At 71.5% G+C, this 25,412-nt stretch carries 23 protein-coding genes and 1 pseudogene; 9 read left to right on the top strand and 15 right to left on the bottom strand.

Annotated features, from left to right (window positions below):
• Positions 1 to 63: 63 nt before the first annotated feature.
• Positions 64 to 1,062 carry an ATP-grasp domain-containing protein gene (locus NS184_RS10630; RefSeq protein WP_058726090.1) on the bottom strand — a complete coding sequence of 333 codons (999 nt, stop codon included), beginning with the start codon at positions 1,060 to 1,062 and terminating at the stop codon, positions 64 to 66.
• A 52-nt stretch (positions 1,063 to 1,114) separates the two neighbouring features.
• Positions 1,115 to 1,972: a helix-turn-helix transcriptional regulator gene (locus NS184_RS10625; RefSeq protein ID WP_058726089.1), complete on the bottom strand. Its 858-nt coding sequence runs from the start codon at positions 1,970 to 1,972 to the stop codon at positions 1,115 to 1,117.
• A gap of 101 nt (positions 1,973 to 2,073) precedes the next feature.
• Between NS184_RS10625 and NS184_RS10620 the strand changes: the two genes are divergently transcribed.
• Positions 2,074 to 2,814: an SDR family oxidoreductase gene (locus tag NS184_RS10620; RefSeq protein ID WP_058726088.1), complete on the top strand. Its 741-nt coding sequence runs from the start codon at positions 2,074 to 2,076 to the stop codon at positions 2,812 to 2,814.
• A 178-nt stretch (positions 2,815 to 2,992) separates the two neighbouring features.
• On the opposite strand, the gene NS184_RS10615 is transcribed toward NS184_RS10620, so the two are convergent.
• The 7 genes from NS184_RS10615 to rsmI form a co-directional block, all read right to left on the bottom strand.
• Positions 2,993 to 3,424 carry a hypothetical protein gene (locus NS184_RS10615; protein ID WP_152998175.1) on the bottom strand — a complete coding sequence of 144 codons (432 nt, stop codon included), beginning with the start codon at positions 3,422 to 3,424 and terminating at the stop codon, positions 2,993 to 2,995.
• Between the two features lie 660 nt (positions 3,425 to 4,084).
• The gene (locus NS184_RS10605) at positions 4,085 to 4,621 is read right to left on the bottom strand and encodes a hypothetical protein (protein ID WP_152998174.1); all 537 of its coding nucleotides are present in this window, start codon (positions 4,619 to 4,621) and stop codon (positions 4,085 to 4,087) included.
• A 23-nt stretch (positions 4,622 to 4,644) separates the two neighbouring features.
• On the bottom strand, positions 4,645 to 4,860 hold the full coding sequence (locus NS184_RS10600) for a hypothetical protein (protein WP_058726084.1): 216 nt from the start codon (positions 4,858 to 4,860) through the stop codon (positions 4,645 to 4,647).
• Between the two features lie 84 nt (positions 4,861 to 4,944).
• Positions 4,945 to 5,793: a 16S rRNA (adenine(1518)-N(6)/adenine(1519)-N(6))-dimethyltransferase RsmA gene (rsmA, locus tag NS184_RS10595; protein ID WP_058726083.1), complete on the bottom strand. Its 849-nt coding sequence runs from the start codon at positions 5,791 to 5,793 to the stop codon at positions 4,945 to 4,947.
• Positions 5,794 to 5,795: 2 nt separating this feature from the next.
• A complete protein-coding gene (locus NS184_RS10590; RefSeq protein ID WP_058726082.1) occupies positions 5,796 to 6,725 on the bottom strand; it encodes a TatD family hydrolase in 930 nt (309 codons plus the stop codon).
• Positions 6,722 to 8,302, bottom strand: coding sequence for a methionine--tRNA ligase (gene metG, locus NS184_RS10585; protein ID WP_058726081.1), 1,581 nt, complete (start codon positions 8,300 to 8,302; stop codon positions 6,722 to 6,724). The genes NS184_RS10590 and metG overlap by 4 nt, the downstream gene beginning before the upstream one ends.
• A 108-nt stretch (positions 8,303 to 8,410) precedes the next feature.
• Complete coding sequence (gene rsmI / locus NS184_RS10580; protein ID WP_058726080.1) at positions 8,411 to 9,232, bottom strand: 16S rRNA (cytidine(1402)-2'-O)-methyltransferase; 822 nt, start codon at positions 9,230 to 9,232, stop codon at positions 8,411 to 8,413.
• 85 nt (positions 9,233 to 9,317) lie between these two features.
• Between rsmI and NS184_RS10575 the strand changes: the two genes are divergently transcribed.
• A complete protein-coding gene (locus tag NS184_RS10575; RefSeq protein ID WP_058726079.1) occupies positions 9,318 to 10,952 on the top strand; it encodes a dolichyl-phosphate-mannose--protein mannosyltransferase in 1,635 nt (544 codons plus the stop codon).
• Positions 10,953 to 10,967: 15 nt separating this feature from the next.
• On the opposite strand, the gene NS184_RS10570 is transcribed toward NS184_RS10575, so the two are convergent.
• Positions 10,968 to 11,615 (bottom strand): TetR/AcrR family transcriptional regulator, encoded by a 648-nt coding sequence (locus tag NS184_RS10570; RefSeq protein ID WP_058726078.1) that lies wholly within the window; start codon positions 11,613 to 11,615, stop codon positions 10,968 to 10,970.
• 148 nt (positions 11,616 to 11,763) lie between these two features.
• Here NS184_RS10570 and NS184_RS10565 point away from each other — a divergent pair, with 148 nt between their 5' ends.
• From NS184_RS10565 to NS184_RS10545, 5 genes are all read left to right on the top strand, one after another.
• Entirely contained in the window at positions 11,764 to 13,314 is a 1,551-nt protein-coding gene (locus NS184_RS10565; RefSeq protein WP_083513620.1) for an MFS transporter, read from the top strand.
• A gap of 378 nt (positions 13,315 to 13,692) precedes the next feature.
• Positions 13,693 to 14,553, top strand: coding sequence for a sulfurtransferase (locus NS184_RS10560; protein ID WP_058726077.1), 861 nt, complete (start codon positions 13,693 to 13,695; stop codon positions 14,551 to 14,553).
• 98 nt (positions 14,554 to 14,651) lie between these two features.
• Positions 14,652 to 15,707, top strand: coding sequence for an NAD-dependent epimerase/dehydratase family protein (locus tag NS184_RS10555; protein ID WP_083513622.1), 1,056 nt, complete (start codon positions 14,652 to 14,654; stop codon positions 15,705 to 15,707).
• A gap of 3 nt (positions 15,708 to 15,710) precedes the next feature.
• Complete coding sequence (locus NS184_RS10550) at positions 15,711 to 16,256, top strand: hypothetical protein (RefSeq protein ID WP_058726075.1); 546 nt, start codon at positions 15,711 to 15,713, stop codon at positions 16,254 to 16,256.
• A gap of 66 nt (positions 16,257 to 16,322) precedes the next feature.
• Positions 16,323 to 18,176, top strand: coding sequence for a thioredoxin domain-containing protein (locus NS184_RS10545; RefSeq protein ID WP_058726074.1), 1,854 nt, complete (start codon positions 16,323 to 16,325; stop codon positions 18,174 to 18,176).
• Between the two features lie 29 nt (positions 18,177 to 18,205).
• Here the strand turns inward: NS184_RS10545 and NS184_RS10540 are convergent, their stop codons facing one another.
• From NS184_RS10540 to NS184_RS10525, 4 genes are read right to left on the bottom strand one after another with little or no spacing between them, the layout of a single operon-like run.
• A complete protein-coding gene (locus tag NS184_RS10540; protein WP_058726073.1) occupies positions 18,206 to 18,805 on the bottom strand; it encodes a hypothetical protein in 600 nt (199 codons plus the stop codon).
• On the bottom strand, positions 18,802 to 19,509 hold the full coding sequence (locus tag NS184_RS10535; RefSeq protein ID WP_058726072.1) for a hypothetical protein: 708 nt from the start codon (positions 19,507 to 19,509) through the stop codon (positions 18,802 to 18,804). The genes NS184_RS10540 and NS184_RS10535 overlap by 4 nt, the downstream gene beginning before the upstream one ends.
• Positions 19,506 to 20,651: a hypothetical protein gene (locus NS184_RS10530; RefSeq protein ID WP_058726071.1), complete on the bottom strand. Its 1,146-nt coding sequence runs from the start codon at positions 20,649 to 20,651 to the stop codon at positions 19,506 to 19,508. Before NS184_RS10530 ends, NS184_RS10535 begins: the two co-directional genes overlap by 4 nt.
• The gene (locus NS184_RS10525; protein ID WP_058726070.1) at positions 20,648 to 20,938 is read right to left on the bottom strand and encodes a hypothetical protein; all 291 of its coding nucleotides are present in this window, start codon (positions 20,936 to 20,938) and stop codon (positions 20,648 to 20,650) included. Before NS184_RS10525 ends, NS184_RS10530 begins: the two co-directional genes overlap by 4 nt.
• A 95-nt stretch (positions 20,939 to 21,033) precedes the next feature.
• Between NS184_RS10525 and hrpA the strand changes: the two genes are divergently transcribed.
• Together hrpA and NS184_RS18725 are read left to right on the top strand one after the other, a co-directional pair.
• Positions 21,034 to 24,912 carry an ATP-dependent RNA helicase HrpA gene (gene hrpA / locus NS184_RS10520; RefSeq protein ID WP_058726069.1) on the top strand — a complete coding sequence of 1,293 codons (3,879 nt, stop codon included), beginning with the start codon at positions 21,034 to 21,036 and terminating at the stop codon, positions 24,910 to 24,912.
• A 10-nt stretch (positions 24,913 to 24,922) separates the two neighbouring features.
• Positions 24,923 to 25,189, top strand: a pseudogene (locus NS184_RS18725) (VOC family protein); the annotation flags it as partial.
• Positions 25,190 to 25,223: 34 nt separating this feature from the next.
• Here NS184_RS18725 and NS184_RS18720 read toward each other — a convergent pair.
• Positions 25,224 to 25,412: GNAT family N-acetyltransferase (locus NS184_RS18720; RefSeq protein ID WP_242863029.1), on the bottom strand; the 189-nt coding region annotated here is incomplete at its 5' end.

The following is a 25,412-nucleotide window of genomic DNA, read 5'->3' as shown; positions in this document are numbered from 1 at the left end:
GTGCCGGCCTGGAGGCGCGGGGCGGGCCCGCACCGTGCCTCCAGGCCGTGGGTGGCTTGGAGCTCAGACCGCGGCGGTCTGGTACTGCGCGGCCAGCAGGCCGCCGGTGAACCGTGCGATCGCGCGCGGTCCGGAGACCGGCGCGGATGCCTCGACCGCGGGGTTGTAGTTCGTGTTCGTGTTGATGTCGTACACGACGTGACGGCCGTCGGTGGTCTCCATGAACTCGACGCCGGCGATCGGGATCCGCTGCTCCGCGAGGAAGGTCCGGAGCTGCTGCACGAGCGGGTGCGATGCGGTGACGTCCTCGCGGACGCTGAACGCGCCGGGTGCGTCTGCCGACGCCTCTGCGCCCGGCACGTCGCAGACGGCTCCGGCGATGACCTGCGGCACCTCGCACGCGTCGGCCGGGCAGAGCTCGAAGCTGCCGGCGCTCGTGTCGACGCGGACGGCGTAGACGAACTCGCCGCCGACGAACTCGAGGCGCGTGATGAACGGCTCGCGGGCCGTGAGGTACTCCTGCAGGAGCGTGATGCCGTCGACGGGCGCCTCGAACTCCGGGCTGTCGACGTACGCGTCGAACTCCGCGAGCGAGTCGAACCGACGCACCCCGAGGCCCTTGCCGCCCTGGTTGTGCTTCGTGATGAACGGGACGTCCTGCCCGCCCGTGAAGGTGCGGGCTGCCTCCTTGAGTCCCGCCGCTCCGAACACGGCCGTGGTGCGCGGCACGTCGAACCCGGCGTCGCGCAGCAGGCCGTGCTGGGCGACCTTGGACACCTCGAGCTCCAGGACGTGGCTGCCGTTCACGACCGTCCGACCGGCGCGCTCGAGCCAGCCGAGGAGCGCACGGGTGTACTCCTTGCTGTGCTCGTGGCCGCGGGTGTGGCTCGACGCCGACATCCGGCTCCAGTAGATCCCGGGAGCCGGCTCCGCGGAGAGGTCGATCTGCCCGTCGGTGAGGAGGATCTCCTCGACCGGGACCCCCTCGGCCTCGAAGGCAGCGGCGAGCGGCGGGAACCACTCGGGGTTCTCGTGGATGACGTACACGCGCGGAGAGCTCACGCGCCCACCATAGGCACGGTGTGTGACAGGCGGCCAGGTGTGTGACGCGGTGCTACCTCGCCGCGTCGGATGCGTCGAACTGCTGCGAACCGACGACGCCGAGCATCTCGAGCTTCTGCGCGTCCTCGGTGCCGGGCGGCGCGGTGAAGAGCAGGAGCGCCTGCGCGCGGTTGTCGGTGTGCAGCACCTGGCAGTCGACGGTGATCCGACCGAGCTCCGGGTGGACGAAGGTCTTGTGGTCCTCCCAGCGGGTGCGGACCTCGTGGCGTGCCCAGAGCTCCCGGAACGCGGGGCTCTCCCGCTCCAGGTCGGCGATCAGCTGCTGCGCACGCCGGTCACCGGGGCCGGCGGCACCCACCGCGGCGCGGAGGCTCGCGACCTGCGCCCGTGCGAGGCGCTCGTGCTGCTCCGGCGCGTACTTCGCCGGCTCGGCAACGGTCATGAACCACCGCCACGGCTGGTAGCGCTCGTTGCCCGGCAGATCCACCGTCGAGCCGAGGAGTGCCGCTGCCAACCGGTTCTCCACGAGGGTCTCGCCGAGGTCGTTCACCACGATCGCCGGGGTGTCCGCGAGCCGGTCGAGCACCCGGAGGACCGCGGGGTCGACGTGGTCGGAACGGTGCACCCGGACCGGAGCGTTGTGCCCGGTGAGGTGGAACAGGTGGTCCCGCTCGTCGAGGGAGCACCGGAGCGCGCGGGCGATCGCGGCGATCATCTGCTCGGACGGCTGCGGCCCACGCTGCTGCTCGAGCCGGGTGTAGTAGTCCGCGGACATGCCCGCGAGGGCCGCCACCTCCTCGCGCCGGAGCCCCGGCGTCCGTCGCCGCGCCCCGCTCCCGAGCCCGACGTCCTCGGGGCGCAGGAGCTCGCGACGTCGGCGGAGGAAGTCGGCGAGGGCGGCACGGTCCATGCCTCTCATCGTGCACGGCGAGCGTGGCCCGAGCCAGGGATCGGCGGTCCCCCGATGACCGGGCTCTGGTTCGGCCCCGCAGCTCGGAGCATCGTGGACGCATGGACATCACGAACGCCACCGTCTTCATCCCCGGCGCGACCTCGGGCATCGGCCTCGGGCTCGCGCTCCGCCTGCAGGCCGCGGGCAGCACCGTCGTCATCGGCGGCCGCCGCGCCGCCCTGCTCGACTCGCTCCGCGAGGAGCACGGGTTCGACACCGTCGTCGTGGACGTCGCCGACCCCGCGTCGATCGCCGCCGCTGCCGAAACGGTGCTCGGCGCTCACCCCTCGCTCGACGCCCTCGTCACGATGTCCGGGATCATGCGGACCGAGGACCTCCGGGACCCCGACCACGTCGACGACGCGGTCGCGACCGTCGAGACGAACCTGCTCGGCACCATCCGACTCGTCGACGCCTTCCTGCCGCACCTGCTCGGCCGCCCTGCCGCCACCGTCGTGACCGTGTCGTCGGGCCTCGCGTTCACACCGCTCGCCGCGACGCCGACCTACAGCGCGACCAAGGCCGCGGTGCACTCGTACACGCTGTCGCTCCGACAGCAGCTCATCGGGACGCCCGTCTCCGTGCTCGAACTCGTCCCGCCGGCGGTCGCCACGGACCTGCTCGGTGGCGCGGACTTCGGGGGCATGCCGCTGGACGACTTCCTGTCCGAGGTGATGGGGCTGCTCAGCTCGGGGGCCGCGCCGGAGATCCTCGTCGAGAACGTCCTGCCGCTCCGGTGGTCCGAGCGGGACGGGACGCAGCAGCATCTCATCGAGGTGCTCGCCGGTCGCGGGCACTGACGGCGCGGTGCCGCGGCGGCGCCCGGCGCGGCGCGGCTCACGGCACGACGCTGCTCGAGTCCGCGTTCGGATTCACGGTCGCACAACCAAAGTCAAACGGCGCCGTGCGGACCCCTGGTGCCGATGGACTTCGGTTGTGCGCACGCGATCAACGCCGAGACTCGCGTGCGTCCGTGCATCAGTCGGTCAGCGGCTCCGGCTCGCCGTCGCGCTGCTCGCGACGACGAACGAGCCGGCCGATCCCGAGCTGCACGAGTCGCAGTGCGAGCACTCCCCCGACCCCGACGAGCGCCGAGTCGAGCGGCCGGTGGAGCATCCGCATCACCACGTAGACCCCGAGGAGGGCGATCGCCTCGCTCAGCCGTGTGAGCGGTCCCCTGCTCGGAGCCTCGTTGTCGGTCTGGCCGTCGTCCTCGGTCTCGGCGGCGCTCATGCGTGCGAACGCGACACCCCAGACCACGAGGAGGACACCGAGCGGGATCGCGACCCACGCGGCGTCACTCGTCGGGTCGTGCACGGCAGCGGCGACGGCGAGCACGGCCACCACCAAGCCACCCATCACGAACGACGCGGTGATGGCACGGGCGAGCTTCGAAGGGCGTTGCGGCACCCGGTGAGCGTAGCGCTGCACCCGGGGTCTGAGGACTCCCCCGTTCGGCCGTGGGCCGTCAGAGGCTGGCGAGGAGCTCCTGCAGCTCGGCCTCCACGTCCGGCATTCGCTCCGGCCCGGTCAACCGCTCGCGCTGCAGGCTGACCCGGACTGTGCCGGGCCTCGGACCGTCCTCGGTGTCGAGCAGGACCGACTCCCGATCCGGGAAGGTCCACCGAGCCGACGGACGTTTCCCGCCACGGCGCTCGGAGGCCGGGGGGGGACCCGAGCGCCGCCGTGACGACGGGAACGACCACATCGAGCATTGCCTCGTGCTCGCCGGGCAGCTGCCGCGATGCCGAGACCGCGAACGTGCCGTCGGACCACTGCCCGGGGATCCGGAGACCGCGGGACTGTTCGTAACCGATCGCCACGCCTTGCGCCCGCGAGCCGTCGACGCCCTGATCCACGAGCCATGCGACGATCACGGTGTGGCCGAGGTGCTGGCCTGCGGCCGCGGCGGCGGCGGCGGCGGCGAGGTCGGCGTACCAGTCGTCGGGCATCTTGCCGGTGGCGGCCATGATGCGTTCCGGTCAGGCTCATTGCGTGTGCGATCGCACCGTCCCGTCGCTCATGTGGTCAGCGCAGGGCCGATGCGATCGCATCGCACGGGACGGGTGTTCAGGCAGGCAGCTCCCGGCCTCGCCTGGCGAAGCGCACGACGTCGCGCGGGAGGAACAGCGGCAGGAGTGACGCGTCCACCGCCCCGAACGTCGGGTCGACCGTGGCGAGACCATCCGCGTCAGCTGCCATGACCAGGGCTGCGTGCACCGCGCTGATCGAAGAAAGCCGGAACCGCTCGCTGTAGTACATGAGGTCGTCCATGAGGTCGGACACCTCGACGTGCACAGCGTCGGACTCGAGGAGCACGTTGCGCCACCGCCCGATGAACGCGCGAGCGAGCTCATCCGCCCCGGCGGAAGGGGTCCGTCCCGAGCGCCTCTGCGAGGCAGACTGCGCCCGGATCGCCGTGGCGAACGCTCGATCATGCAGCTGGAGTTCGAGCAGGTCGGTGAACAGCAAGCGGGTCCCTCCCCGGGTCAGGCGTTCGAGGAAGTCGGCGGCCGCTGCATGGTGTCGCGCCTCCGACTCGAGCGCCGCGAAAACAAAGCTGTGGTCGAGCACCACGCTCTCCGGCATGAGCTCGACTGCTTCCATCGCGATGACGCGGTCCCGCGAGGTCACTGCGGGGTGTGCGGCAGGGTCGCGCTGCGCAACGGGGAGGGCTCGACGGTGAAGGTCGGGGCGTCGAGGATCGCGCGCACCGCATTCGCCCGCTCATCCGGCGTCCCGACCGGGCGTCGGCGCCCTGCATCGAGCTGCGCCGGGGTCAGGCGCCTGATCGCGGGTGCGCGGGTACCCGTGCGTGCGATGAGTGTGGCCGTGTCGGTGGTCATGGTGTTCCTCCTCGGTTCGTGAAGAGGAACGTACGGACATCGGCTGCCGGTCTCCAAACATTTCGGATGTTCGGTGGACCACGGTCAGCCGGCGGCGAGCACCGTCCGCCCGAGCCTGACGAAGTCGTCGATCCCGATGACCTCGCCGCGTGCCGTCGGGTCGATCCCGGCGGCGGTCAACACCTCGGCTGCCCGGGCGCTGCCGCCGAGCACCCCGGACAGGCTCTGCCGCAGCATCTTCCGACGCTGCTGGAACGCGGCGTCGACGAGCACGAACACCCGAGACCGCAGGACCTCGTCGCCCGGCTGCGCGCCACGGTCGAAGCCGACGAGCACGCTGTCGACGTTCGGCACCGGCCAGAACACCTGACGGCTGACCTGCCCGGCGATCGACCACGACCCGTACCAGGCGGCCTTGACGCTCGGCGAGCCGTAGACCTTGCTGCCCGGGTCGGCGGCGAGCCGGTACCCGACCTCGGCCTGCACCATGACGAGCGCACGCTCGATGCTCGGGAAGGTCGCGAGCAGGTGCAGGAGCACCGGCACCGAGACGTTGTACGGCAGGTTCGCCACGACGTGCGTCGGGGCTTCCGGGAGGTCTTCCGCCACGACGGTCAGCGCGTCCTGGTGCACGACCCGGAGCCGAGCGTCCGGCTGCATCACCGACACGGTCGCCGGGAGCTGGGCGGCGAGGCGCCCGTCGATCTCCACCGCCGTGACCGATGCACCGGTCTCGGTCAGCCCGAGCGTGAGCGAGCCGAGGCCCGGTCCGATCTCGAGGACGCGGGACTCCGGCGTCACCCGACCCGAGGCCACGATGCGACGAACGGTGTTCGCGTCGTGCACGAAGTTCTGTCCGAGCTTCTTCGTCGGCGTGACGTCGAGCTTCGCGGCGAGGTCACGGATCTCCGCCGGCCCGAGGAGCGCGCCCACGGCTACTCCGCCACCGTCACGGGCTCGGCGTCCCACGCGCCGTACACCGTCTCGGTGTTCGAGGCGATCTGCGCGGCGAGCATCGAGACGTCGGTACGGAGGGTCTCCGCCATCGAACGCAGCGTGAGCGGGATCAGGTACGGCGCGTTCGGCCGGCCGCGGTACGGCGTCGGGGTGAGGAACGGCGCGTCCGTCTCGACCATGATCAGGTGGCGCGGAGCGACCTCGAGCGCATCGCGGAGGGACTGCGCGTTCTTGAAGGTCACGGTCCCTGCGAAGGACATGTACCAACCGCGTTCGGCGCAGAGGCGGGCGAGGTCGGGACCGCCCGAGAAGCAGTGGAAGACCGTTCGCTCCGGTGCGCCGACGCGGTCCAGGACCTCGACCACGGCGTCGTGCGCGTCGCGGTCGTGGATCGTCAGCGCGAGGTCGTGCTCCTTCGCGATGCGGATGTGCTCCTCGAACGAACGGACCTGGGCGGCGCGGCCGTCCTCGCCCGTGCGGAAGAAGTCGAGGCCGGTCTCACCGATCGCGCGGACCCGGGGCAGCGCGGCGAGCTCGGCGATCCCCGCGAGGTGCTCGTCGAGGGTGCCGGCAGCGTCGAGCACGGGTGCTTCGTTGGGGTGCAGCGCGACCGCCGCGAGCACGCGGGGTTCACGGGCGGCGATGGCGGCGGACCACTGCGAGGTCGCCAGGTCGGTGCCGACCTGCACGACACCACGGACCCCGACGCTCGACGCGCGGTCGAGGTGCTCGCGGTACTCGAGCGGCCCGTCGCCGCCCTCGCCCACGCCGTCGGCGATCTCCATGTGGGTGTGGTTGTCGTACACGGGGACGACGAGCGCCTGCGGGAGGGGCGGGTAGGTCAGGTCACGCTTGGATCCGCCGCCCGAACCCTCGCCGCGGGCACGGACGTGCGCCGCGTCGGTCACGCTGCGCCCTGCTCCGGCTGCTGCTCGATCCGCGGGAAGAGCCCGGACTCGAGCGGCACGACCTGCGCGGCGCCCTGCCACTCCCACGCGCGGTCGATGCGCTGCTCGGCGATGGAGCCGCCGGCGCCGATCGACGCCCAGAGCTTCTCGGTCGCCTTCGGCATGACCGGCGAGACCAGGACCGCCACGGTGCCGAGGCCACGGAGCGCGGTGACGAGTACGGTCGCGAGTCGCCCACGCTTCGTGTCGTCCTTCGCGAGGGCCCACGGCTCCTGCTCGGTGATGTACCCGTTCAGGGCATCGACGAGCTCCCAGACGGTGGCGATCGCGTCGTGCGGCGCGAAGGCGCCCACGGCGGCGTCCGCGCGCTGGGTCACCGAGCGCGCGAGGTCCTCGACGGCGCGGTCGGCTTCGGTCGGCTCGCCCGCCGCCGGGACGACGCCGTCGAAGTACCGGCCGAGCATCGCGACGATGCGCGAGGCGAGGTTGCCGAACCCGTTGGCGAGTTCGGCCTGGTACCGGGCCGAGATGTCCTCCCAGCTGAAGTTGCCGTCCTGCCCGAAGGTGATCGCGCGGAGGAAGTAGTAGCGGAAGGCGTCCGACCCGAAGGTGTCGGTGATCTCCGACGGTGCGATGCCGGTCAGCTTCGACTTGGACATCTTCTCGCCGCCCACGAGGAGCCAGCCGTGCCCGTAGACGCGCTCCGGCACCGGGAGCCCGGCAGCCATCAGCATCGCCGGCCAGATGACGGCGTGGAAGCGGGCGATGTCCTTGCCGACGATGTGCACGCTCGGCCAGAGGCGCTGGAAGGCCTCGTCGTCCTCGGAGCCGTAGCCGAGCGCGGTGACGTAGTTCAGCAGCGCGTCGAACCACACGTAGAGGACGTGGTCGTGGTCCCAGGGGATCTGGATGCCCCAGTCGAAGCTCGACCGCGAGATCGACAGGTCGCGCAGCCCCTGCTTCACGAACGAGACGATCTCGTTCCGGACGCTCTCGGGCTGGATGAACTCGGGGTTCGACTCGTAGAGGTCGAGCAGTCGCTGCTCGAAGTCGGACATGCGGAAGAAGTAGTTGCGCTCGGACAGCACCTCGACCGGGATCGAGTGGATCGCGCAGACCTGCTGCCCCTCGTACGCACCCGTCCCGGCCACGAGGTCGCTCGGCTGCTTGTACTCCTCGCACCCGACGCAGTAGAAGCCCTCGAACTCACCGGCGTAGATGAAGCCGTCGTCGTACAGCTTCTGCAGGAAGGCCGTCACGCCCCGCTCGTGACGCTCGTCCGTCGTGCGGATGAAGTCGTCGTTGGCGACGTCGACCGTCTCGAGCAGGGGCTTCCACGCATCGGTGACGAGCCGGTCCGCCCACTCCTTCGGGGTGACGTCGTTCGCCGAGGCGGTGCGCAGGATCTTCTGCCCGTGCTCGTCGGTGCCGGTGAGCAGCCAGGTGTCCTCGCCGCGCTGCCGGTGCCAGCGCGCGAGCATGTCCGCGGCGACCTCGGTGTACGCGTGCCCGATGTGGGGCACGTCGTTCACGTAGAAGATCGGCGTGGTGATGCTGAAGGAGGACCCGTCGGACATGCGGACCATCCTACGGGCGCGCGGAGCGCGCATGACGCGGCTGTGGAGAAGCCGGCCTGGAGGCGCGTGGCGGGCCCGCCCCGCGCCTCCAGGCCGCTGATCGGCACGTTACTTCGCGGCCAGCGCGCCCTCGTAGAGGTCGCGCTTGGACAGGCCGGTCGCGTCCGCGACCGCCGCGGCGGCCTCCTTCATGCGCGACCCTGCGGCGACCCGCTCGAGCACGAGCCGGACGCCGTCGTCCAGCGAGGTGACGTCGTCGCTGCCGGACGACCCCTCGACGACGACGCAGATCTCCCCACGCGATCCGTCGGCGGCCCAGGCGGCGAGCTCACCGAGCGTGTCTCGGCGGACCTCTTCGTGGAGCTTCGTGAGTTCCCGACACACGACCGCGCGGCGGTCGTCGCCGAACGCGGCGGCCATGTCGGCGAGGGTGTCGCCGAGCCGGTGCGGCGACTCGAAGAAGACCATCGTGCGACGCTCGCCCGCCAGTGCCTCGAACGACCGTCGCCGCTCCCCCTGCTTCCGCGTGGGGAAGCCCTCGAAGGTGAACCGGTCGGTCGGCAGACCGGACACGGCGAGCGCGGTGAGGACCGCCGACGGACCGGGGATCGCGGTGACCGTCACGCCGGCTTCGGCCGCGGCGGCGACGAGGGGGAACCCGGGGTCGCTGATCGCCGGCATGCCCGCGTCGGTGAGGACCACGACGTCGTCGTCCTGGGCGAGCGCGACGACGTCGGCGGCGCGCTCGCGCTCGTTGTGCTCGTGGAGGGCGATGAGCCGCGGGCGGTTCTCGATCCCGAGTGCGCGCATGAGGTGCACCGCGGTGCGGGTGTCCTCGGCGGCGATGACGCTCGCGTTCGAGAGGGTCTCGACGAGTCGTCGGGAGGCGTCCCCGAGGTTGCCGATGGGGGTGGCTGCGAGCACGATCACCCGTCCATTGTCGTCGCACGGCGGCTGTCCACAGCACCTCGGAGGTCGCAGCCGGGTCATGGGGAGTCTCCGTAGGATGTGCGCGATGACCAGCGAGCTGACCGACGACCGCCGGGACGTGGCGGACCGCCCGACCGGCTCGCGACTCGACGACTGGTGGGCGCACGTCCTCCGCACCGGTACCCGCGTCGCGGTGTGGCGCTGGACCGGGCCGCTCGCGGTGACGCTGCTCGCGGCCGTGCTGCGGCTCGCCGGACTCGGTCACCCGCACTCGCTCGTGTTCGACGAGACCTACTACGTCAAGGACGGCTGGTCCATCGTGCACCTCGGGTACGAGGGCACGTGGCCGGCGAACTCGTCGGAGAAGGGCGCGCCGACGACGGACCAACGGTTCGCGGACGGTCAGACCGACCTGTTCTCGCAGGCGGCGGAGTTCATCGCCCACCCGCCGCTCGGCAAGTACCTCATCGGGCTCGGCATGCTGCTGTTCGGGGCGGACAGCTCGTCCGGGTGGCGCATCACGGTCGCGGTGCTGGGCATCGCGACGGTGTTCCTCACCGCGGTCATCGCTCGGTCCCTGTTCCGCTCGACCGCGATCGGCACGCTGGCCGGCTTCCTGCTCGCGATCGACGGCCAGGCCATCGTGCTCTCGCGCGTGACGCTCCTCGACGGCATCCTGACCTTCTTCGTCGTCCTCGGCGCCGGCGCGCTCCTGCTCGACCGGCGATGGACCGAACGGCGGCTCGACGCCTGGGTGGCACGTCGTGTCGCTGCCAGGCGGGACACGCTGTGGGGGCCGTTCCTCTGGTGGCGGCCGTGGCTGATCGCGATGGGGCTCGCACTCGGGCTCGCGACCGCGACGAAGTGGTCGGGGATGTTCTTCCTCGCGTTCTTCGCGGTGTACTCCGTGCTCGGCGACATGATGATGCGGCGGCGGGCGGGCATCGAGTTCTGGTCGTCGAGCGCGTTCCTGCAGCAGGCGCCGGTGTCGTTCCTGCTGACCGTGCCGATCGCCGCGGCGACGTACCTGGCGTCGTGGACCGGTTGGTTCCTGTCACGGGACGGGTGGGACCGCGACTGGATCGGCTCCGAGGGCGGCCAGCGGTGGACGGGGCTGCTGGCCTGGGTGCCGGACAGCCTGCAGAACTGGTGGCACTACCAGTCCGAGATCTACGGGTTCAACATCGGCCTGCACACCCCGCACTCGTACCAGGCGAACCCGCTGCTGTGGCTCGTCATGCAGCGGCCGACCTCGATGTACTACGTCGGCACGAACGCCGGGCAGGACGGCTGCTCGGCGTCCCGCTGCGGCGAGGCCATCACCGGGATCGCGAACCCGTTCATCTGGTACGCCTCGGTCATCGCGGTGGTCGCGCTGCTCGTGCTCTGGGTGCTCCGCCGCCGGTGGGAGTACGGGTTCGTGCTGCTCGGGGTCGCGGCGGGCTACCTGCCGTGGCTGATGTACGTGAACCGGACGGTCTTCCAGTTCTACACGATCGCGTTCGAGCCGTTCATGGTGATGGCCCTCGCCGCCGCGATCGGGTTGGTGCTCGGCCGCCGGACGGACGAACGGTCACGTCGGACGCGGGCGATCGTCTGGGTCGGCGTGTACCTCGGTGTCGTCGTGCTGGCCTCGGTGTACTGGTACCCGATGTGGACCGCGATCCAGATGCCGTGGGACTTCATCCGGTCGCACTACTGGGTGCCCAGCTGGCTGTAGCCGGCCCGGTCGGGGTCAGCTGGTCGGCTGCAGCGCACGCTCCAGGGCCTCGCGGTCGAGCGGGGTGCCGAGCATCGGGTCGGCGTGCTCCGGCGGGATCACGCCGTCGATGAGCACCTGCGCGTAGCGGCGCCACGCGTCGGGATCGGTCGCGCGGGTGGTGTCCGCGACCGCGCCGAGCATCTGCGTGAGCATCGGGAGGTCGCGGTAGTCGAAGCCCTCACGCACGACGCCTGCGGCCTTCGCTCGGCGGATGATCTCGGACACCTGTGACTCGAGGCGGTTGCGCTCCTCGACGATCGACGGCCGGGCCTTGCCCGCACGCACGATGGCGTCGGCGAGTGCCCGGTCCCGGGCGCGGAACTCGAACACACCCATCAGGTACACGCGGAGCGACTCGCGCGGGTCGAGCTCCTCGGCGGCGCGGGCGGCGGCGCCGTTCATCGCCTCGAACTTGGTCGCGAGCAGGGCCTCGATCAGGGCGTCCTTGTCGGCGAAGCGGCGGTAGACCGTCCCGACGCCGACCCCGGCTTCGTGCGCGATGTCGTTGAGCGTGACCGAGAGACCCCGCTCGGCGAAGCACTTGCGCGCCGTCTGCAGGATGAGCTCGCGGTTGCGTGCTGCGTCCGCGCGCAGGGGGCGGTCGAGGTCGGCGGTGCTCACGTCGCCAAACCTAGATGACGTTTCTGGGAACAAACGGATGCGGCGACTCCGTTTCGGTCTACACTGGACGCAAGCGGATGCCGTGCATCCACTTTCCTCCGGTCGATCCGACCACCATCCCCCTCCACCTTCCAGAAGGAGGCTGCCCGTGACGGCAGAACAGACCGCGCCGACCCCGACCGGGTCCGCGCCCACCATCCAGGCCTCCCCGCCCACCGCTCCCGCCCGCACGAACCACCGCTGGATCGCCCTCGCGGTCATCGCCCTCGCGCAGCTCATGGTGGTGCTCGACGCCACGATCGTGAACATCGCGCTCCCCTCCGCCCAGGCCGACCTCGGCTTCGGGACCGACCAGCGCCAGTGGATCGTCACCGCGTACTCGCTGGCGTTCGGCTCGCTGCTGCTCCTCGGCGGGCGGCTCGGCGACCTCTTCGGACGGAAGAACACCTTCATCATCGGGCTCGTGGGCTTCGCGCTCGCATCGGTCCTCGGTGGCCTCGCCGACTCGTTCGGACTGCTCGTCGCCGCTCGAGCCCTGCAGGGGGTCTTCGGTGCGCTGCTCGCACCGTCGGCACTCGGCATGCTGACGACGACCTTCCGCGACCCGAAGGAACGCGGTCGCGCCTTCGGCATCTTCGGGTCGATCGCCGGCTCGGGCGCTGCGCTCGGCCTGCTCCTCGGCGGGGTGCTCACCGAGTACGCGTCGTGGCGTTGGTGCCTCTACGTCAACGTGGTCTTCGCCGTCCTCGGCGTGATCGGCGCGCTGGTGTTCATGGCGAAGCCGCCGAAGGTGGACCGTCCGCGGATCGACGTCGCCGGGGTGCTCACCATCACGGCCGGCCTGGTGGGGATCGTCTACGGCTTCTCGAACGCCGAGACGAACGGCTGGGACGACCCGCTGACCATCGTGATGCTCGCCGCGGGTGTCGTGCTCGTCGCTGCCTTCGTGTTCATCGAGACCCGGGTCGCGCACCCGCTGCTGCCGCTCCGCGTGGTGCTCGACCGCGACCGGGGCGGCTCGTACCTCGCGATCGGCCTCGTCGCGATCGGGATGTTCGGCATCTTCCTGTTCCTGACCTACTACCTCGAGCAGACCCTCGGGTTCACGTCCCTGCAGACCGGTCTGGCGTTCCTGCCGATGCCGTTGTCGATCATCGTGTCCTCGACGCAGATCGGTGGTCGGCTCCTGCCCCGCGTGGGCCCGAAGGTGCTGGTCTTCGCCGGTGGACTCGTCGCGGCCACTGGCCTGCTCCTGCTCCTGCGGACGGATCTCGACAGCTCGTACGCGGGCACCGTCCTGCCGGCGCTCGTCGTCATCGGGCTCGGCATGGGCACGATCTTCTCGTCCGCCATCAACACGGCGACGACCGGGGTCGCGCGCGCCGATGCCGGCGTGGCGTCCGCGACCGTCAACACCATGCAGCAGATCGGCGGCTCGATCGGCACGGCGCTCCTCTCGACGATCTTCACGGACGTCGTGAAGGACCGGTTGGCCGACCTCTCCGCCGCGCCGACGAAGGTCCAGAACGCCCAGGCGGTGCTCGACGGCTACCACGTGGCGTTCGGCATCTCGGCCGGGGTCCTCGTGCTCGTCGCCCTCGCCGGCGGGCTGCTCATCAACCGGCAGTCGGTGCGGCTCGCGAAGCTCGAGCACGCGGCGGCGACCGCGACGGGGAGCATCGCGACCGCCGCGCACTGACGGTCGCACGCCCGTCACGACGACCCGCTCGGCTCGGTGCCGGGCGGGTCGTCCGCACGTTCCCGGGCGGCAGGGCTCGTGCAGGGCTGGGCTCGGTGCCGCTGCGGAACGACCGGACCGTTGTCGGACGACAGCGGCCGCGTCGCTCGTTGCACGCGCCGGACGCTGCACACGCAACGAGCGACGCGGCCAACCTCGTACGACGACGACGGTGTCGTCCGGCAGCGACCGACCGCCGCTCACGCACACCGTGGATCTCGTCCCGGCAGCCCGGACACTCCGCGCGAGAGCCGAATCGCGCGGCACGGAACGGCGTGCAGTTGCGCAGTGTTGCGGTTCCCCTCGCAGGCGTCAGGGGTCCCCGTTACCGTGGGCGCCATGGCCCCCGTCCTGACCTCGCCGCTCGTGTCGACGCAGTGGCTCGCAGACCACCTCGGTGCTGACGAGCTCGTCGTCCTCGACGCTTCGGTGCACACGTCGGGGACCGGACTCGCGACCACCTGGCGCGCTGCGGATGACACCTACGCCGAACGCGGGCACGTGCCGGGCGCGCGCTACGCGGACCTCCTCGACGACTTCTCCGCACCGGACGGCGACGTGCCGTTCACCCGTCCGAGCGCTGAGCGGTTCGAGTCCGCAGCGCGCCGGCTCGGCGTCACGAACACGTCGACGGTCGTGGTCTACGACGGCGGGGTCGGGCAGTGGTCGGCTCGCCTCTGGTGGATCTTCCGGTCGTTCGGCTTCGAATCGGTGGCCGTGCTCGACGGGGGCTTCACGAAGTGGCGTGACGAAGGACGTCCGGTGCGCATCGGTTCCCTCGCCCGTTCGGCGCAGGCTCCCGCGTCGGACGCCTTCCTGGCGGCGGAGGAGCGTCCGCTGTGGGTCGACCACGACCGGGTGCGGCGCGCGACCACCGGCGTCGAGCCTGCGGCGCTCGTGCTCGCGGCGGACGACGACGCCCTCGGCGCGGACCACGCTCCGGTCATCCCTGGCAGCACGGCGATCCCGGTCGGCTCCCTCGTCGACCCCGACACCAACGCCTACCTGAAGGGACACGCGCTCGAGGCCGCCTTCGCAGAGGTCATCGGGTCCGAGGAGATCGTCACCTACTGCGGCATCGGGACGGCAGCGTGCGTGGACGCGCTCGCCCTCACCGTGCTCGGGCACGACCGGGTGCAGGTGTACGACGGATCGCTCATCGACTGGTGGCGTCGCGAGCCGGAGTCCGTCGCGTCCTGACCGACGACGCGTTGCGCGAGCGCGGGCTCGCGCACCTGCGCGACGTCCGCGGCGCGACCGACGCACCCCGCGCCTCCCGGCCGCACTACCGTTGCAGCATGAGCACGAGACGCGCGGTCATCCTCGGCGGTACCGGCGGCATCGGCTCCGCGGTCGCCCGACACCTCCTCGACGCCGACGACGACTGGCAGGTCGAGGTGGTCTCCCGCCGAGGCGGCCCTGTGGCGGACGCCCTCGTCGCCGACGGCGCGACCTCGACCACCGGCGACGCCCGCGACACCACCCTGCTCCGATCGCTGCTGCGACCGGGCGCCGACCTCCTCGTCGACACCGTCGGTCGGACCCGCGACGACGCCCTGCGGCTCCGGCCGTTCCTCGGCGACGCCGGTTCGACCGTGTTCGTGTCATCCAAGGCGGTGTACGTCGACGAGCGGGGACGCCACGGCAACTCCGTCGAGCGTCCGGTGTTCGGCGGCCCGGTGACCGAACTGCAGCCGACGGTCGTGCCGAACGACGCCGACCCGACGAGCCGCGACGGCTACGGCGCCGCGAAGGTCGCCGCCGAGCAGGTCCTGCTCGACCACGGTGCCCCGGTCACGGTGCTGCGTCCGTCGAAGGTGTACGGCCCGCACATCGGGCGGCCGCGGGAGTGGTTCGTGGTCCGCCGCGTGCTCGACGGCCGGGAGCGCATCCTGCTCGCGGACCACGGTCGCGGGGTCGACCACACCACCGCCGCGTCCGGCATCGCCGACCTCGTGGGGCTGGTCGCCGACCGGCCGGACCGCCGCATCCTCAACGTCGCCGACGAGACAGCGCCGTCCGTCCTCGAGATCGTGCGGACCGTCGCGGGTCACCTCGACCACGCCTTCGACGAGGTGCTGCTCGACGAGGACGCCCCGGCGTTCGTGGGGGTCACCCCGTGGTCGTCGCCGACTCCGTTCGTGCTCGACACGACGGCCGCACGGGCGCTCGGCTGGCAGCCGCCGGGCTTCGAGCGGGCCGTCGTCCCCGAGCTGGACTGGCTCCGGGACACCGCGCACCGGGTGCCGGCGGACGGCGACGTGCCGTGGGCGGACGACCCGTTCTGGGAGCGGATGTTCGACTACGGACCGGAGGACGCCGCGCTCGCCCTCCTCATGCTCGGTCGGGGCTGACCCGTGCTGCGCTCGGAGGTGCTGTTCATCGGTGGTCGCTCCGGGGTCGGCAAGTCCACCGCCGCCGAGGCGCTGCACGACCTCCTCGTCGCCGCCGACGTCCGGCACGTCGTCATCGAGGGCGACGCGCTCGACCTGGCGCACCCCGCGCCGCACGTCGAGCACCCGGAGGCGCACCTCGCGGAGCGGAACCTCGCGACGATGTGGGCGCGGTACCGCGAGCTCGGGCACCACCGCCTGGTGTACACGAACACCAGCTCGGTGCTGCTCCAGGACGTGCTGGCCGCAGCCATGGGCGACGAACCACTGGTCACCGCGGTGCTGCTGCGCGCGGGCGACGCCGCCACCGCGGACCGCCTGCGGCGTCGGTCAGGTGGTCGGCTCCCCGTGGCACAGTCGGAACACAGCACGAGGACCGCCGGGAGGCTCGACACGGCTGTCCGGGGCGACGTCGCGCGGGTGGACACGGACGACCTGACGCCGGAGGACGTCGCACGTCGGCTCGCGTCGCTCACGGGGTGGCTCTCCCCGCGACCGGATGTGGACTGAGCGCATCGGTCCACATTCCGCCCCGCACGCTGCCGGAGTCCAGGGCGGTCCGGGCAGGCTGGACGCATGAACGACAACCGCCTCGGCTCGGCCGTCAGCCCCTACCTCCGCCAGCACGCGGAGAACCCGGTGGACTGGCGCGAGTGGGGACCCGACGCCTTCGCCGAGGCTCGCGAGCGGGACGTACCGGTCCTCGTCTCGATCGGGTACGCGACCTGTCACTGGTGCCACGTCATGGCGCGCGAGAGCTTCTCGGACCCGGGAGTGGCCGACCTCCTGCGGCAGGACTTCGTCGCCGTCAAGGTCGACCGTGAGGAGCGCCCGGACGTCGACGCCAGCATGATGGCCGCGGCGAGTGCGTTCACCGGGCAGCTCGGGTGGCCGCTCACCGTCTTCACGACGCCCGACGCGCACGTGTTCTTCGCGGGGACGTACTTTCCGCCGGAGCCGGTGCAGCAGGTGCCGTCGTTCCGGCAGGTGCTCGGTGCGGTGCTCGACGCCTGGCGAGAGCGGCGGGACGAGGTGGACGCGAACGCCTCGGCCATCGCCACTGCGATCCGGCAGGGTGCCGGAGCAGACGCGACCGCGTCGTCCGGCGACGGTCGCGGCGATGGCGAGCCGCGCCTCCCGGCGGTCGACACGGTCCGGGGCGTCCTCGACCAGCTGCGTCAGGTGGAGGACACCACGTACGGCGGCTTCGGCGGCGCGCCGAAGTTCCCGAGTGCGCCACTCCTCGAACTGCTCGGCGACCTCGCAGCGGACGACCCCGACGGCACGGACGCCACTGCGGGCGCTCGTGGGCTGCTCGACCGCACGCTGGACGTCATCGCCCGGTCGGAACTGACGGACGCCGACGGCGGGGTCTTCCGGTACGCGACGCAGCGTGACTGGAGCGTCCCGCACTACGAACGGATGCTCTACGACAACGCGGGATTGCTGGCGGTGGCCGGGTCCGCGCAGGCTCGGGGCATCGCCGCGTTCCTCCGCGACACGCTGCGTCGACCGGACGGTGCGTTCGTCGCGGCGCAGGACAGCGAGTCGACGATCGACGGGCGCCGGGTCGAGGGCGAGTGGTACCGCCGTCCGCTGGCCGAGCGTGCGACGCTCGATCCCCCGCCCCTCGACGACCAGGTGCTGACGGGCTGGAACGGTCTCGCGATCCGGGGGCTCGCCGTGGCCGGAGCGCGGCACGGCGACGACGAGATGGTCGCGCTCGCCAGGGGTGCGGCAGACGCGGTGCTCGCCGCGCACGTGCGTGACGGGCACGTTGCGGTCCGGTCGAGTTCGCCGCGTGGCACGTCGAGCGCTCCGGCGACGATCGAGGACGTCGGCCTGCTCGCCGAGGGGCTGCTCGAACTCGCGCTCGTCACCGGAGCGGTGTCGTACGCGTCCGCCGCACGGGTCCTCGTGGACGACGGCCTCGCGGGTCGCTTCGGAGCCGACCCGGTCCTCGACACGGCGGGGACGGCGACCGGTGAGCAGCCGCAGACGGCGCTCCGGTCGGGGACGGTCGGCCTCGCCTCGGCGGCGGCGACGCTCGCAGCGCTCACGGGTGAGCGCTCGTACCGCGACGCGGCCGCACGGCTCGTCGCCGATCGTGCCCGGTCGGGGACGGAACGCCCGCTCGGGTACGCCGACGCGCTCGGACTCGCGCTGGCGCTCGGCCGACCGTCGCGGGAGGTCGTCGTCGTGACCGCCGATCGGGAGGACCCGATGCGGGCGGCGGCGTTCGGTGCACGCCGTCCCGGGACGACGATCGCCGCCGTGACCCCGGCACAGGCCGACGAGTGGGGTGCCGCGGGATTCGCGCTGTTCGAGGACCGCGCCACACACGACACGGTGGCGTTCGTGTGCCACGACCGGGTGTGTGCGCTGCCGGCGACGACCGTGCGCACGCTGGTCGACCAGCTCGCGAGCTGAGGGGACGAACGCCGAGCCGACCGGGCGGCTCAGCGACGGCCGCGCACCACCCGACCGGTCCGTGCGAGGTTGCCGCGGATCTCGGTCGCGAGCACGGCGATCAACGCGACCGTGAAGGTGACGGCCCAGACGACGGCGGAGAGGCTGAAGGCCCAGTCGTCCGGGCTCCCGGAGCCCGGCACGAGGGCAGACCAGCTGAAGGCAGCGGCAATGAAGAGCACGGCTGCGAGCGCCGTCCGCGCGATGCTCTTCCCCGTGAGCTGCCCCGTGAAGACCGACGCGGGTCCGAGTGGTGCCGCGAGTGCGGACCACGCGACGAACGCCTGCACGACCGCGTGCCGTGCGCGGAGGACCGACACGCCCAGCCACACCGCACCGGCGAGCAGCAGCGTCGCGATGAGCACCACCGTGACGACGGCTCCGGCGCCCCCGGCCGAGCCCACCCCGGACGCCACCGCACCACCGACCACGGCGAGGGCGACCGCTGCGGTCCCACCCCAGAACCGCCGCGCGGTGCTCAGTTCAGCGTCGAGCGTCCGCACCGCCGCCGGGGCGTCCCAGGCGTGCTCGCGCGCGTTCGCCGCTCCGTGCACGGCATCCCGCGCGCCGGGACGGATCCACGTGTTCACCGTCGCTGTCCCTCTCCTCCGACGCCCGTCGGCCCCGCCACGGGCGTGTCCGATGCTCCGACGACGCGGTGGACACTCGTCGCGATCTGGGCTCCGAGCCACGTCATCTGCGGCACCTCGGCATCATCGGGCGCCAGTCCCACGGTCAGGGAGAGCGTAGCGGGCAGCCCGGGCACCGGGAGCATGCACACCCATGCGCCGAGGCGGTCCGGGTCGAGCTGCGGGAGTCGGCTGCGTGCGGCGACGATCTGCTCGTCGTCGACCTCGACGGCCGTGAGGAGCACGGCGACGCCGTCTCGACCGTCGTCGAGTCGGAACGGTTCGACGGACCGCACCACGCCGACCGAACCGACCACGCGTTCCGCCACGCCGACGGGGTTCAGGTCGCCGAGGTCAGGCAGCCGCAGGAGTCGCACTCCGAAGGCCCAGACCGTGGTCTGCCACGGGACCTCGTCGTCGCGGTCCCCGGGGCGCCTCGTCGGCACCTGGGTGACGACCGCGCCGAAGTGCTGCCACACGTCGCTCCCGACCGTCGCCCGGAGTTGCTGTGCCGCGTCGACGAGTGCGTCGAGCGACGGCCCGTCGAACGCGTCCCCGTCCACCGCCGCCTGCGCGCGCAACTGCTCCGCCATCTGGTCGGCGGTGTCCTGCGCGGCGACCTCGATCCACCCGGCGGGCAGCGCTACGGCGATGTCCGTGGTCACCGGGTCTCGTCCCGGAGCGTGGTGCCGGAGTCGACCAGGTCCTTCGCGCTCGTGATGCTCCAGTACATGGCCGAGTGGAAGAAGTCGTTGTTGACGGCGTACGAAGCCGTGGCGACCGCGCCGCCGCCGTTCGTGCCCATCCCCGCGAACGACACCTGGGGGATGAACGCACCGGCTCGGATGTTGCTCGTGGCCTCGGTGGCGACGGGACCGATCGCGCGGGCCACCCCCATGCCGACCACCGTCGCGGCGCCCTGCACGAGGAAGGCCTGCGCCGCCCCCCGTTCGCCGTGCACGACGCGGAGTCCCTGGATGCCCAGATCGACGAACGACGACACCTTCGCGACCGTGCCGGCGACGCTCGCCACGGCGAACGCGGGCGGGAACACGAAGCCGACGAGGAACGCCACGACGGACACGATCGTCGCGATGGCGCCGATGATCTTCGCCAGCTTCTGCAGGATCGGCGCGACGTTCTCCATGAACCAGTCGAACTTCTCGGAGATGAAGTCCCCGAGTGCCTTCCAGTCCACGAGGCCGGATGCCCACTGTCCGGCCCGTTCGAGCCATCCGGGTTCGGTCGGAGCAGCCTGCATCGCCGTGTCGAAGGCCGCGGCGACGACACCGGCGCGCTCGGTGACCTCCGCCTGCAACGCCCGGGCACGGCTGAGCACCCCCTGGAGCGCATCGTGTGCGACGCTGACGGCGAGGTCTGCGCTGCGGACCTCGTCGTCGTGGTCGTCCTTCGCCTGCTGGTCTGCGTCGTCCGCTGGCGACTCGATCGACGAGCGGTTGCTCGTCGCGGTCTGGACGCTCGCCGCTGCGGAGGCCGCCTCCTGCTCGAGCGCGTCCGCACGGGTCCGGTAGCCCGGGAGTTCGTGGACCCATCCGTCGAACGCCCGGCTCGCCTCGGAGAAGCTCCGGTGGGCTGCGCGGACCCGGGGCCGGAGCTCCTCGGACATGGCGGACCGGAACGCCTCCGCGGTCCGTCCCTCCCAGTCCTGCTCGCCGGCACCGCTGAGGACGGCATCGACCTCGGCGAGCTTCTCGGTGGCGGCACGGAGTTCAGCAGCGACGTCCGCGCCCGTGGCGGAGTCACTGGCGACGGGGTCGAACCCGAGGGTCGGGTACGAAACGGTCACGAGGCCCCCTCGATCCCGTCGGCCAACTGCTGGTCGGCGTCGGTGACGGTCTTCGCGATCTGGTCCAGCGCGTCACTGCTGGCGCCGGTGTACTTCGCGAGCTGCCCGATGCCGTAGTCCCACGTGTCGCCGAAGTCCTGCAGCTTGCTCCGCAGGACCCCGATGTCGGTCGTCGCTCCGGCACGGGACGTCATGGTCGCGAGCGGGTCGCGCATGAGTCCCCCGACGTGGTCGAGCGATGTACGGGTGCGCTGCAGTGCTCCCAGATCGATGAACAGGTCGGCCATCGTTCGGTTCTCCCCCCGGAGGCTCTCGGTCGGTCGTTCAACGCCGGAACGATACCGCACCGGATCGTCGAGCGTGCGCTGCGGGGTAACCTGGAATGCTCATGACTGCCACGCCCGTCATCACGTACCCGCCCGAGCTGCCCGTCTCGCAGCGGCGGGACGACATCGCCGCCGCGATCCGCGACCACCAGGTCGTGATCGTCGCCGGCGCGACGGGCTCCGGCAAGACCACCCAGCTGCCGAAGATCTGCCTGGAACTCGGCCGCGAGTCGATCGGGCACACCCAGCCCCGCAGGATCGCAGCGCGCACGATCGCCGAACGGGTGTCCGAGGAGCTGGGCGGTGAGCTCGGCGACCTCGTCGGCTACCAGGTCCGCTTCACCGACAAGGTGTCCGCGAACACGAAGATCAAGCTGATGACGGACGGGATCCTCCTCAACGAGATCCACTTCGACCGTGACCTCGAGCGCTACGACACGATCATCATCGACGAGGCGCACGAGCGGTCCCTGACGATCGACTTCCTGCTCGGCTACCTCAAGCGGCTCCTCCCCCGGCGGCCGGACCTCAAGGTCATCATCACGAGTGCGACCATCGATCCGGAGTCGTTCTCGCAGCACTTCGGCGGGGCCCCGATCATCGAGGTGTCCGGCCGGACGTACCCGGTCGAGATCCGGTACCGTCCCCTCGTCGCGGACGACGTGGACGGCCGCGACGGCCGCGACGACCACGACGACGACGAGGACGACCCGCGGACCGACGACCACGGCTCCGGCGACGGCTCCGGCCGCACCCAGGACGACCGTGACGTCCTCCAGGGCATCACCGACGCGCTCGACGAACTCTCCCGAGAGGACCCGGGCGACGTCCTCGTGTTCCTCTCCGGCGAGAACGAGATCCGCGACGCGCAAGAGGCGATCGAGGGCAAGCGCTACCCGGGCACCGAGGTGCTCCCCCTCTACGGTCGTCTGTCCGCCGCGGACCAGCACCGGGTGTTCGAGCGACGCAGCACGCCGGGCATCCGACGCCGGGTCGTGCTCGCGACGAACGTCGCGGAGACGAGCCTCACGGTGCCCGGCATCAAGTACGTCGTCGACACCGGGACGGCCCGCATCTCCCGGTACTCGCCGCGGGCCAAGGTCCAGCGCCTCCCGATCGAGGCGATCAGCCAGGCGAGCGCGAACCAGCGCTCGGGCCGTGCCGGCCGGACGAGTGCGGGCATCGCGATCCGGCTGTACTCCGAGCAGGACTTCGAGCGGCGGTCCGAGTTCACCGACCCCGAGATCCTCCGCACGAACCTCGCTGCCGTCATCCTGCAGATGATCTCGCTCGGCTTCGGCGACATCGAGTCGTTCCCCTTCCTGCAGCCGCCGGACTCCCGAGGGGTGAAGGACGGTCTCGACCTGCTGCGGGAACTCCGCGCGGTCGACGGCGACGGACGCATCACGAAGACCGGCCGGCAGCTCACCCGGCTGCCGATCGACCCGAGGCTCGGCCGGATGGTGCTCGAGGCCGGTCGGCAGGGCGTCGGCCGCGAGGTCATCGCGATCGTCAGCGCCCTGAGCATCCAGGACCCGCGCGAACGCCCCCTCGAGAAGCGCGCCCACGCCGACCAGCTGCACGCCCGGTTCGCCGACCCGACGAGTGACTTCCTCACCCTGCTCAACCTCTGGAACCACATCGAGGACAAGCAGGACGAGCTGTCGTCGAGCGCGTTCCGCCGCCTGTGCAAGGCCGAGTTCCTCAACTACCTCCGCATCCGCGAGTGGCAGGACCTCTACCGGCAGCTCTCGCGCGCCGCGAAACAGGTCGACGTCCGCGTCGGGCAGTCGCGGAGCGAGGACGGCGATGCCGTGCACCGTTCCCTGCTCGCCGGGTTGCTCAGCCAGATCGGCCTGCGCGACCGCGAGAAGCGCGACTACCTCGGCTCACGGAACACCCGGTTCGTCGTGTTCCCCGGCAGCGTCCTCGCGAAGAAGCAGCCCGACGCGGTGATGGCCGCCGAACTCGTCGAGACCAGTCGCCTGTTCGCCCGGACCGTCGGCAAGATCGACCCCGCCTGGGTGGAGCCGCTCGCGGGTGACCTGCTCAAGCGCACCTACGGCGAGCCACACTGGGAGAAGAAGCAGGGCGCCGTGGTGGCCTACGAGCGGGTGACCCTTTTCGGCGTGCCCGTCGTCCAGCGGCGGCGCGTGCAGTACAAGCGCGTCGATCCCGAGCACTCCCGCGAGCTGTTCATCCGGCACGCTCTCGTCGAAGGCGAGTGGGACTCGCAGCAGGCCTTCGACCGCGAGAACCGCCGACTCCGCAAGGAGCTGGAGCAGCTCGAGGAGCGCACGCGTCGGCGGGACATCCTCTTCGACGACGAGAAGATCGTCGACTTCTACGACGCACGCATCCCCGCGGACGTCGCGACCACCCGCGATTTCGAGGGATGGTGGCGGAAGGCGCGTCGCGACCAACCGGACCTGCTCACGATGCGCAGGTCGGACCTCCTGGCCGAGGACGCGGCGGAAGCCGCGCAGGACCAACAGGAGTACCCGACCCAGTGGCGGTCGGGCGACCAGCGCCTCGCGATCAAGTACCGCTTCGAGCCGGGTGCGCAGGACGACGGCGTGAGCGTCCAGGTACCGCTCGCCCTGCTGCCCCGCATGCGCGAGGAGGGCTTCGACTGGCAGGTGCGGGGCCTGCGCAAGGAGCTCGTGACCGCGCTGATCAAGTCACTGCCGAAGCAGATCCGCAAGAACATCGTGCCCGCCGCGGACTGGGCCGAGAAGATCGTCGCCGAGCTCCCGGACGACGCCCCGACCGAGCCGACCGAGTCGTTCCGGTCGACGCTGGCCAAGACCATCCAGCGCATGACGTACGTGTCCGTGTCGGAGTCGGACTTCGACCTGACCCGCGTGCCGCCGCACCTGCTGCCCACCTGGGCCGTGGTCGACGAACGTGGTCGGCGGGTCGAGGCCGGCAAGGACCTCGCGGCCCTGCAGACGAAGCTCAAGGACCGCACCCAGCAGAGCGTCGCCTCCGCCACGGCGAAGGCGAACCGGCCGGGAGGCGCGGCTCGCGTCGCGCAGGCCGGAACCGACCTCGAGCGGTCGGGTCTCACCGCGTGGCCCGCTGGTGACCTCCCTCGCGTCCTCGACACGAAGCAGTCCGGCGGGGTGATCCGTGCCTACCCGGCGCTCGTCGAGGAGGGGTCCGGCCCGAAGGCGACCGTCGCGGTCCGACTGCTCGCCACCGAGCACGACCGCGCAGTCGCGATGCCCGCCGGGGTCCGACGGCTCGTCATGCTCGCGGTGCCCTCGCCGGTGTCGTACATCCAGCAGCACCTCACCGCGCAGGAGAAGCTCGCCCTCGCAGCGTCGCCGTACCCGTCGACGCAGGCGCTGTTCGACGACGTCCTCGCCGCGGTCGTCGACGCTGGCATCCGCGGCACGCACCCCGACGGACTCGTCTTCGAACAGGCCGCCTTCGAGCAGGTCCGCGACGCTGTCTCCTCGACCGTCGTCGACACGATGTTCACCGCCGTGTCCGAGGTCGCCGCCGTCCTCACCGCGCACCGCAACGCCGAGCGGGCGATCAAGCAGGCGAACTCCATGTCGCTGCTCGGCGCCCTGACCGACATGCGGCAGCAGCTCGAACGACTCGTGTTCCCCGGGTTCGTCGCGGTCGCCGGGCTCGACCGGCTCCGACGCATCCGCGTGTACCTGCAGGGCGTCGAGGCACGGGTGCAGAAGCTCCTGCAGAACCCCGGGCGCGACGCTGCGTGGATGCGCGAGGTCACCGTCGCCACCGACCGCTACACCGACGCCGGTGGGACCTTCCCCCCGGCAGTCGGTGCCCACCCGGAGCTCGTGCACGCGCGGTGGATGCTCGAGGAGTTCCGGCTGAGCCTGTTCGCGCAGGAACTCGGGACGGCCGAGACGGTGTCGCTGCAGCGGATCACGAAGACCCTGGCCGCGGCGCGCTGACGGGGCGAGCGTGTCGGCCGTGATCGGCACACTCGACGCCGTCGTCCTCGACTGCCCCGACCCGCAAGCGCTGGCGCGCTTCTCCGTCGGACTCCTCGGCGGCGAGATCGTCGCGTCCGACGAGGACTGGGCGGAGATCGCCCTCCCGTTCACCGACCTCCGGCCGATCCTCGCGTTCCAGCGGGTGGAGCACTACCGCGCGCCGGGGTGGCCCGGGCAGGACGTCCCGCAGCAGAGCCACCTCGACGTCAAGGTTCTGCCTCATCCGCCCGAACGACTGACCAGACACATCCACCCGGACGTGCCGTACCTCACCGGACCGGGTCGGTCGCGAGCCGTGCGTAGATGCACAGGTCGTGCCGAACGCCGTCGACCGGGTACGCCTGACGCAGCGTGCCCTCGAGCGTGAACCCGAGTCGCTCGGCGACCGCCCGGCTCGGCCGGTTGTCGGCGGCGGTCCGGAGTTCGACGCGGAAGACCCCGTCGGCGAACAGCGCGGC

Source organism: Curtobacterium luteum (assembly GCF_001475545.1).
GTDB lineage: Bacteria > Actinomycetota > Actinomycetes > Actinomycetales > Microbacteriaceae > Curtobacterium > Curtobacterium luteum_A.
The sequence above is the reverse complement of the archived record's forward strand: the minus strand, read 5'-3'. Positions and strand labels throughout refer to the sequence as shown.

Bases quoted from the DNA above. Each gene is read 5' to 3' on its own strand.
- metG (WP_058726081.1), bottom strand. From the start codon at position 8,302: ATGTCCGACGGGTCCTCCTTCAGCATCACCACGCCGATCTTCTACGTG.
- NS184_RS10555 (WP_083513622.1), top strand. From the start codon at position 14,652: ATGAGCACGAGACGCGCGGTCATCCTCGGCGGTACCGGCGGCATCGGC.
- hrpA (WP_058726069.1), top strand. From the start codon at position 21,034: ATGCTCATGACTGCCACGCCCGTCATCACGTACCCGCCCGAGCTGCCC.
- NS184_RS10625 (WP_058726089.1), bottom strand. From the start codon at position 1,972: ATGGACCGTGCCGCCCTCGCCGACTTCCTCCGCCGACGTCGCGAGCTC.
- NS184_RS10620 (WP_058726088.1), top strand. From the start codon at position 2,074: ATGGACATCACGAACGCCACCGTCTTCATCCCCGGCGCGACCTCGGGC.
- NS184_RS10605 (WP_152998174.1), bottom strand. From the start codon at position 4,621: ATGGAAGCAGTCGAGCTCATGCCGGAGAGCGTGGTGCTCGACCACAGC.
- NS184_RS10545 (WP_058726074.1), top strand. From the start codon at position 16,323: ATGAACGACAACCGCCTCGGCTCGGCCGTCAGCCCCTACCTCCGCCAG.
- NS184_RS10575 (WP_058726079.1), top strand. From the start codon at position 9,318: ATGACCAGCGAGCTGACCGACGACCGCCGGGACGTGGCGGACCGCCCG.
- NS184_RS10560 (WP_058726077.1), top strand. From the start codon at position 13,693: ATGGCCCCCGTCCTGACCTCGCCGCTCGTGTCGACGCAGTGGCTCGCA.
- NS184_RS10525 (WP_058726070.1), bottom strand. From the start codon at position 20,938: ATGGCCGACCTGTTCATCGATCTGGGAGCACTGCAGCGCACCCGTACA.
- NS184_RS10600 (WP_058726084.1), bottom strand. From the start codon at position 4,860: ATGACCACCGACACGGCCACACTCATCGCACGCACGGGTACCCGCGCA.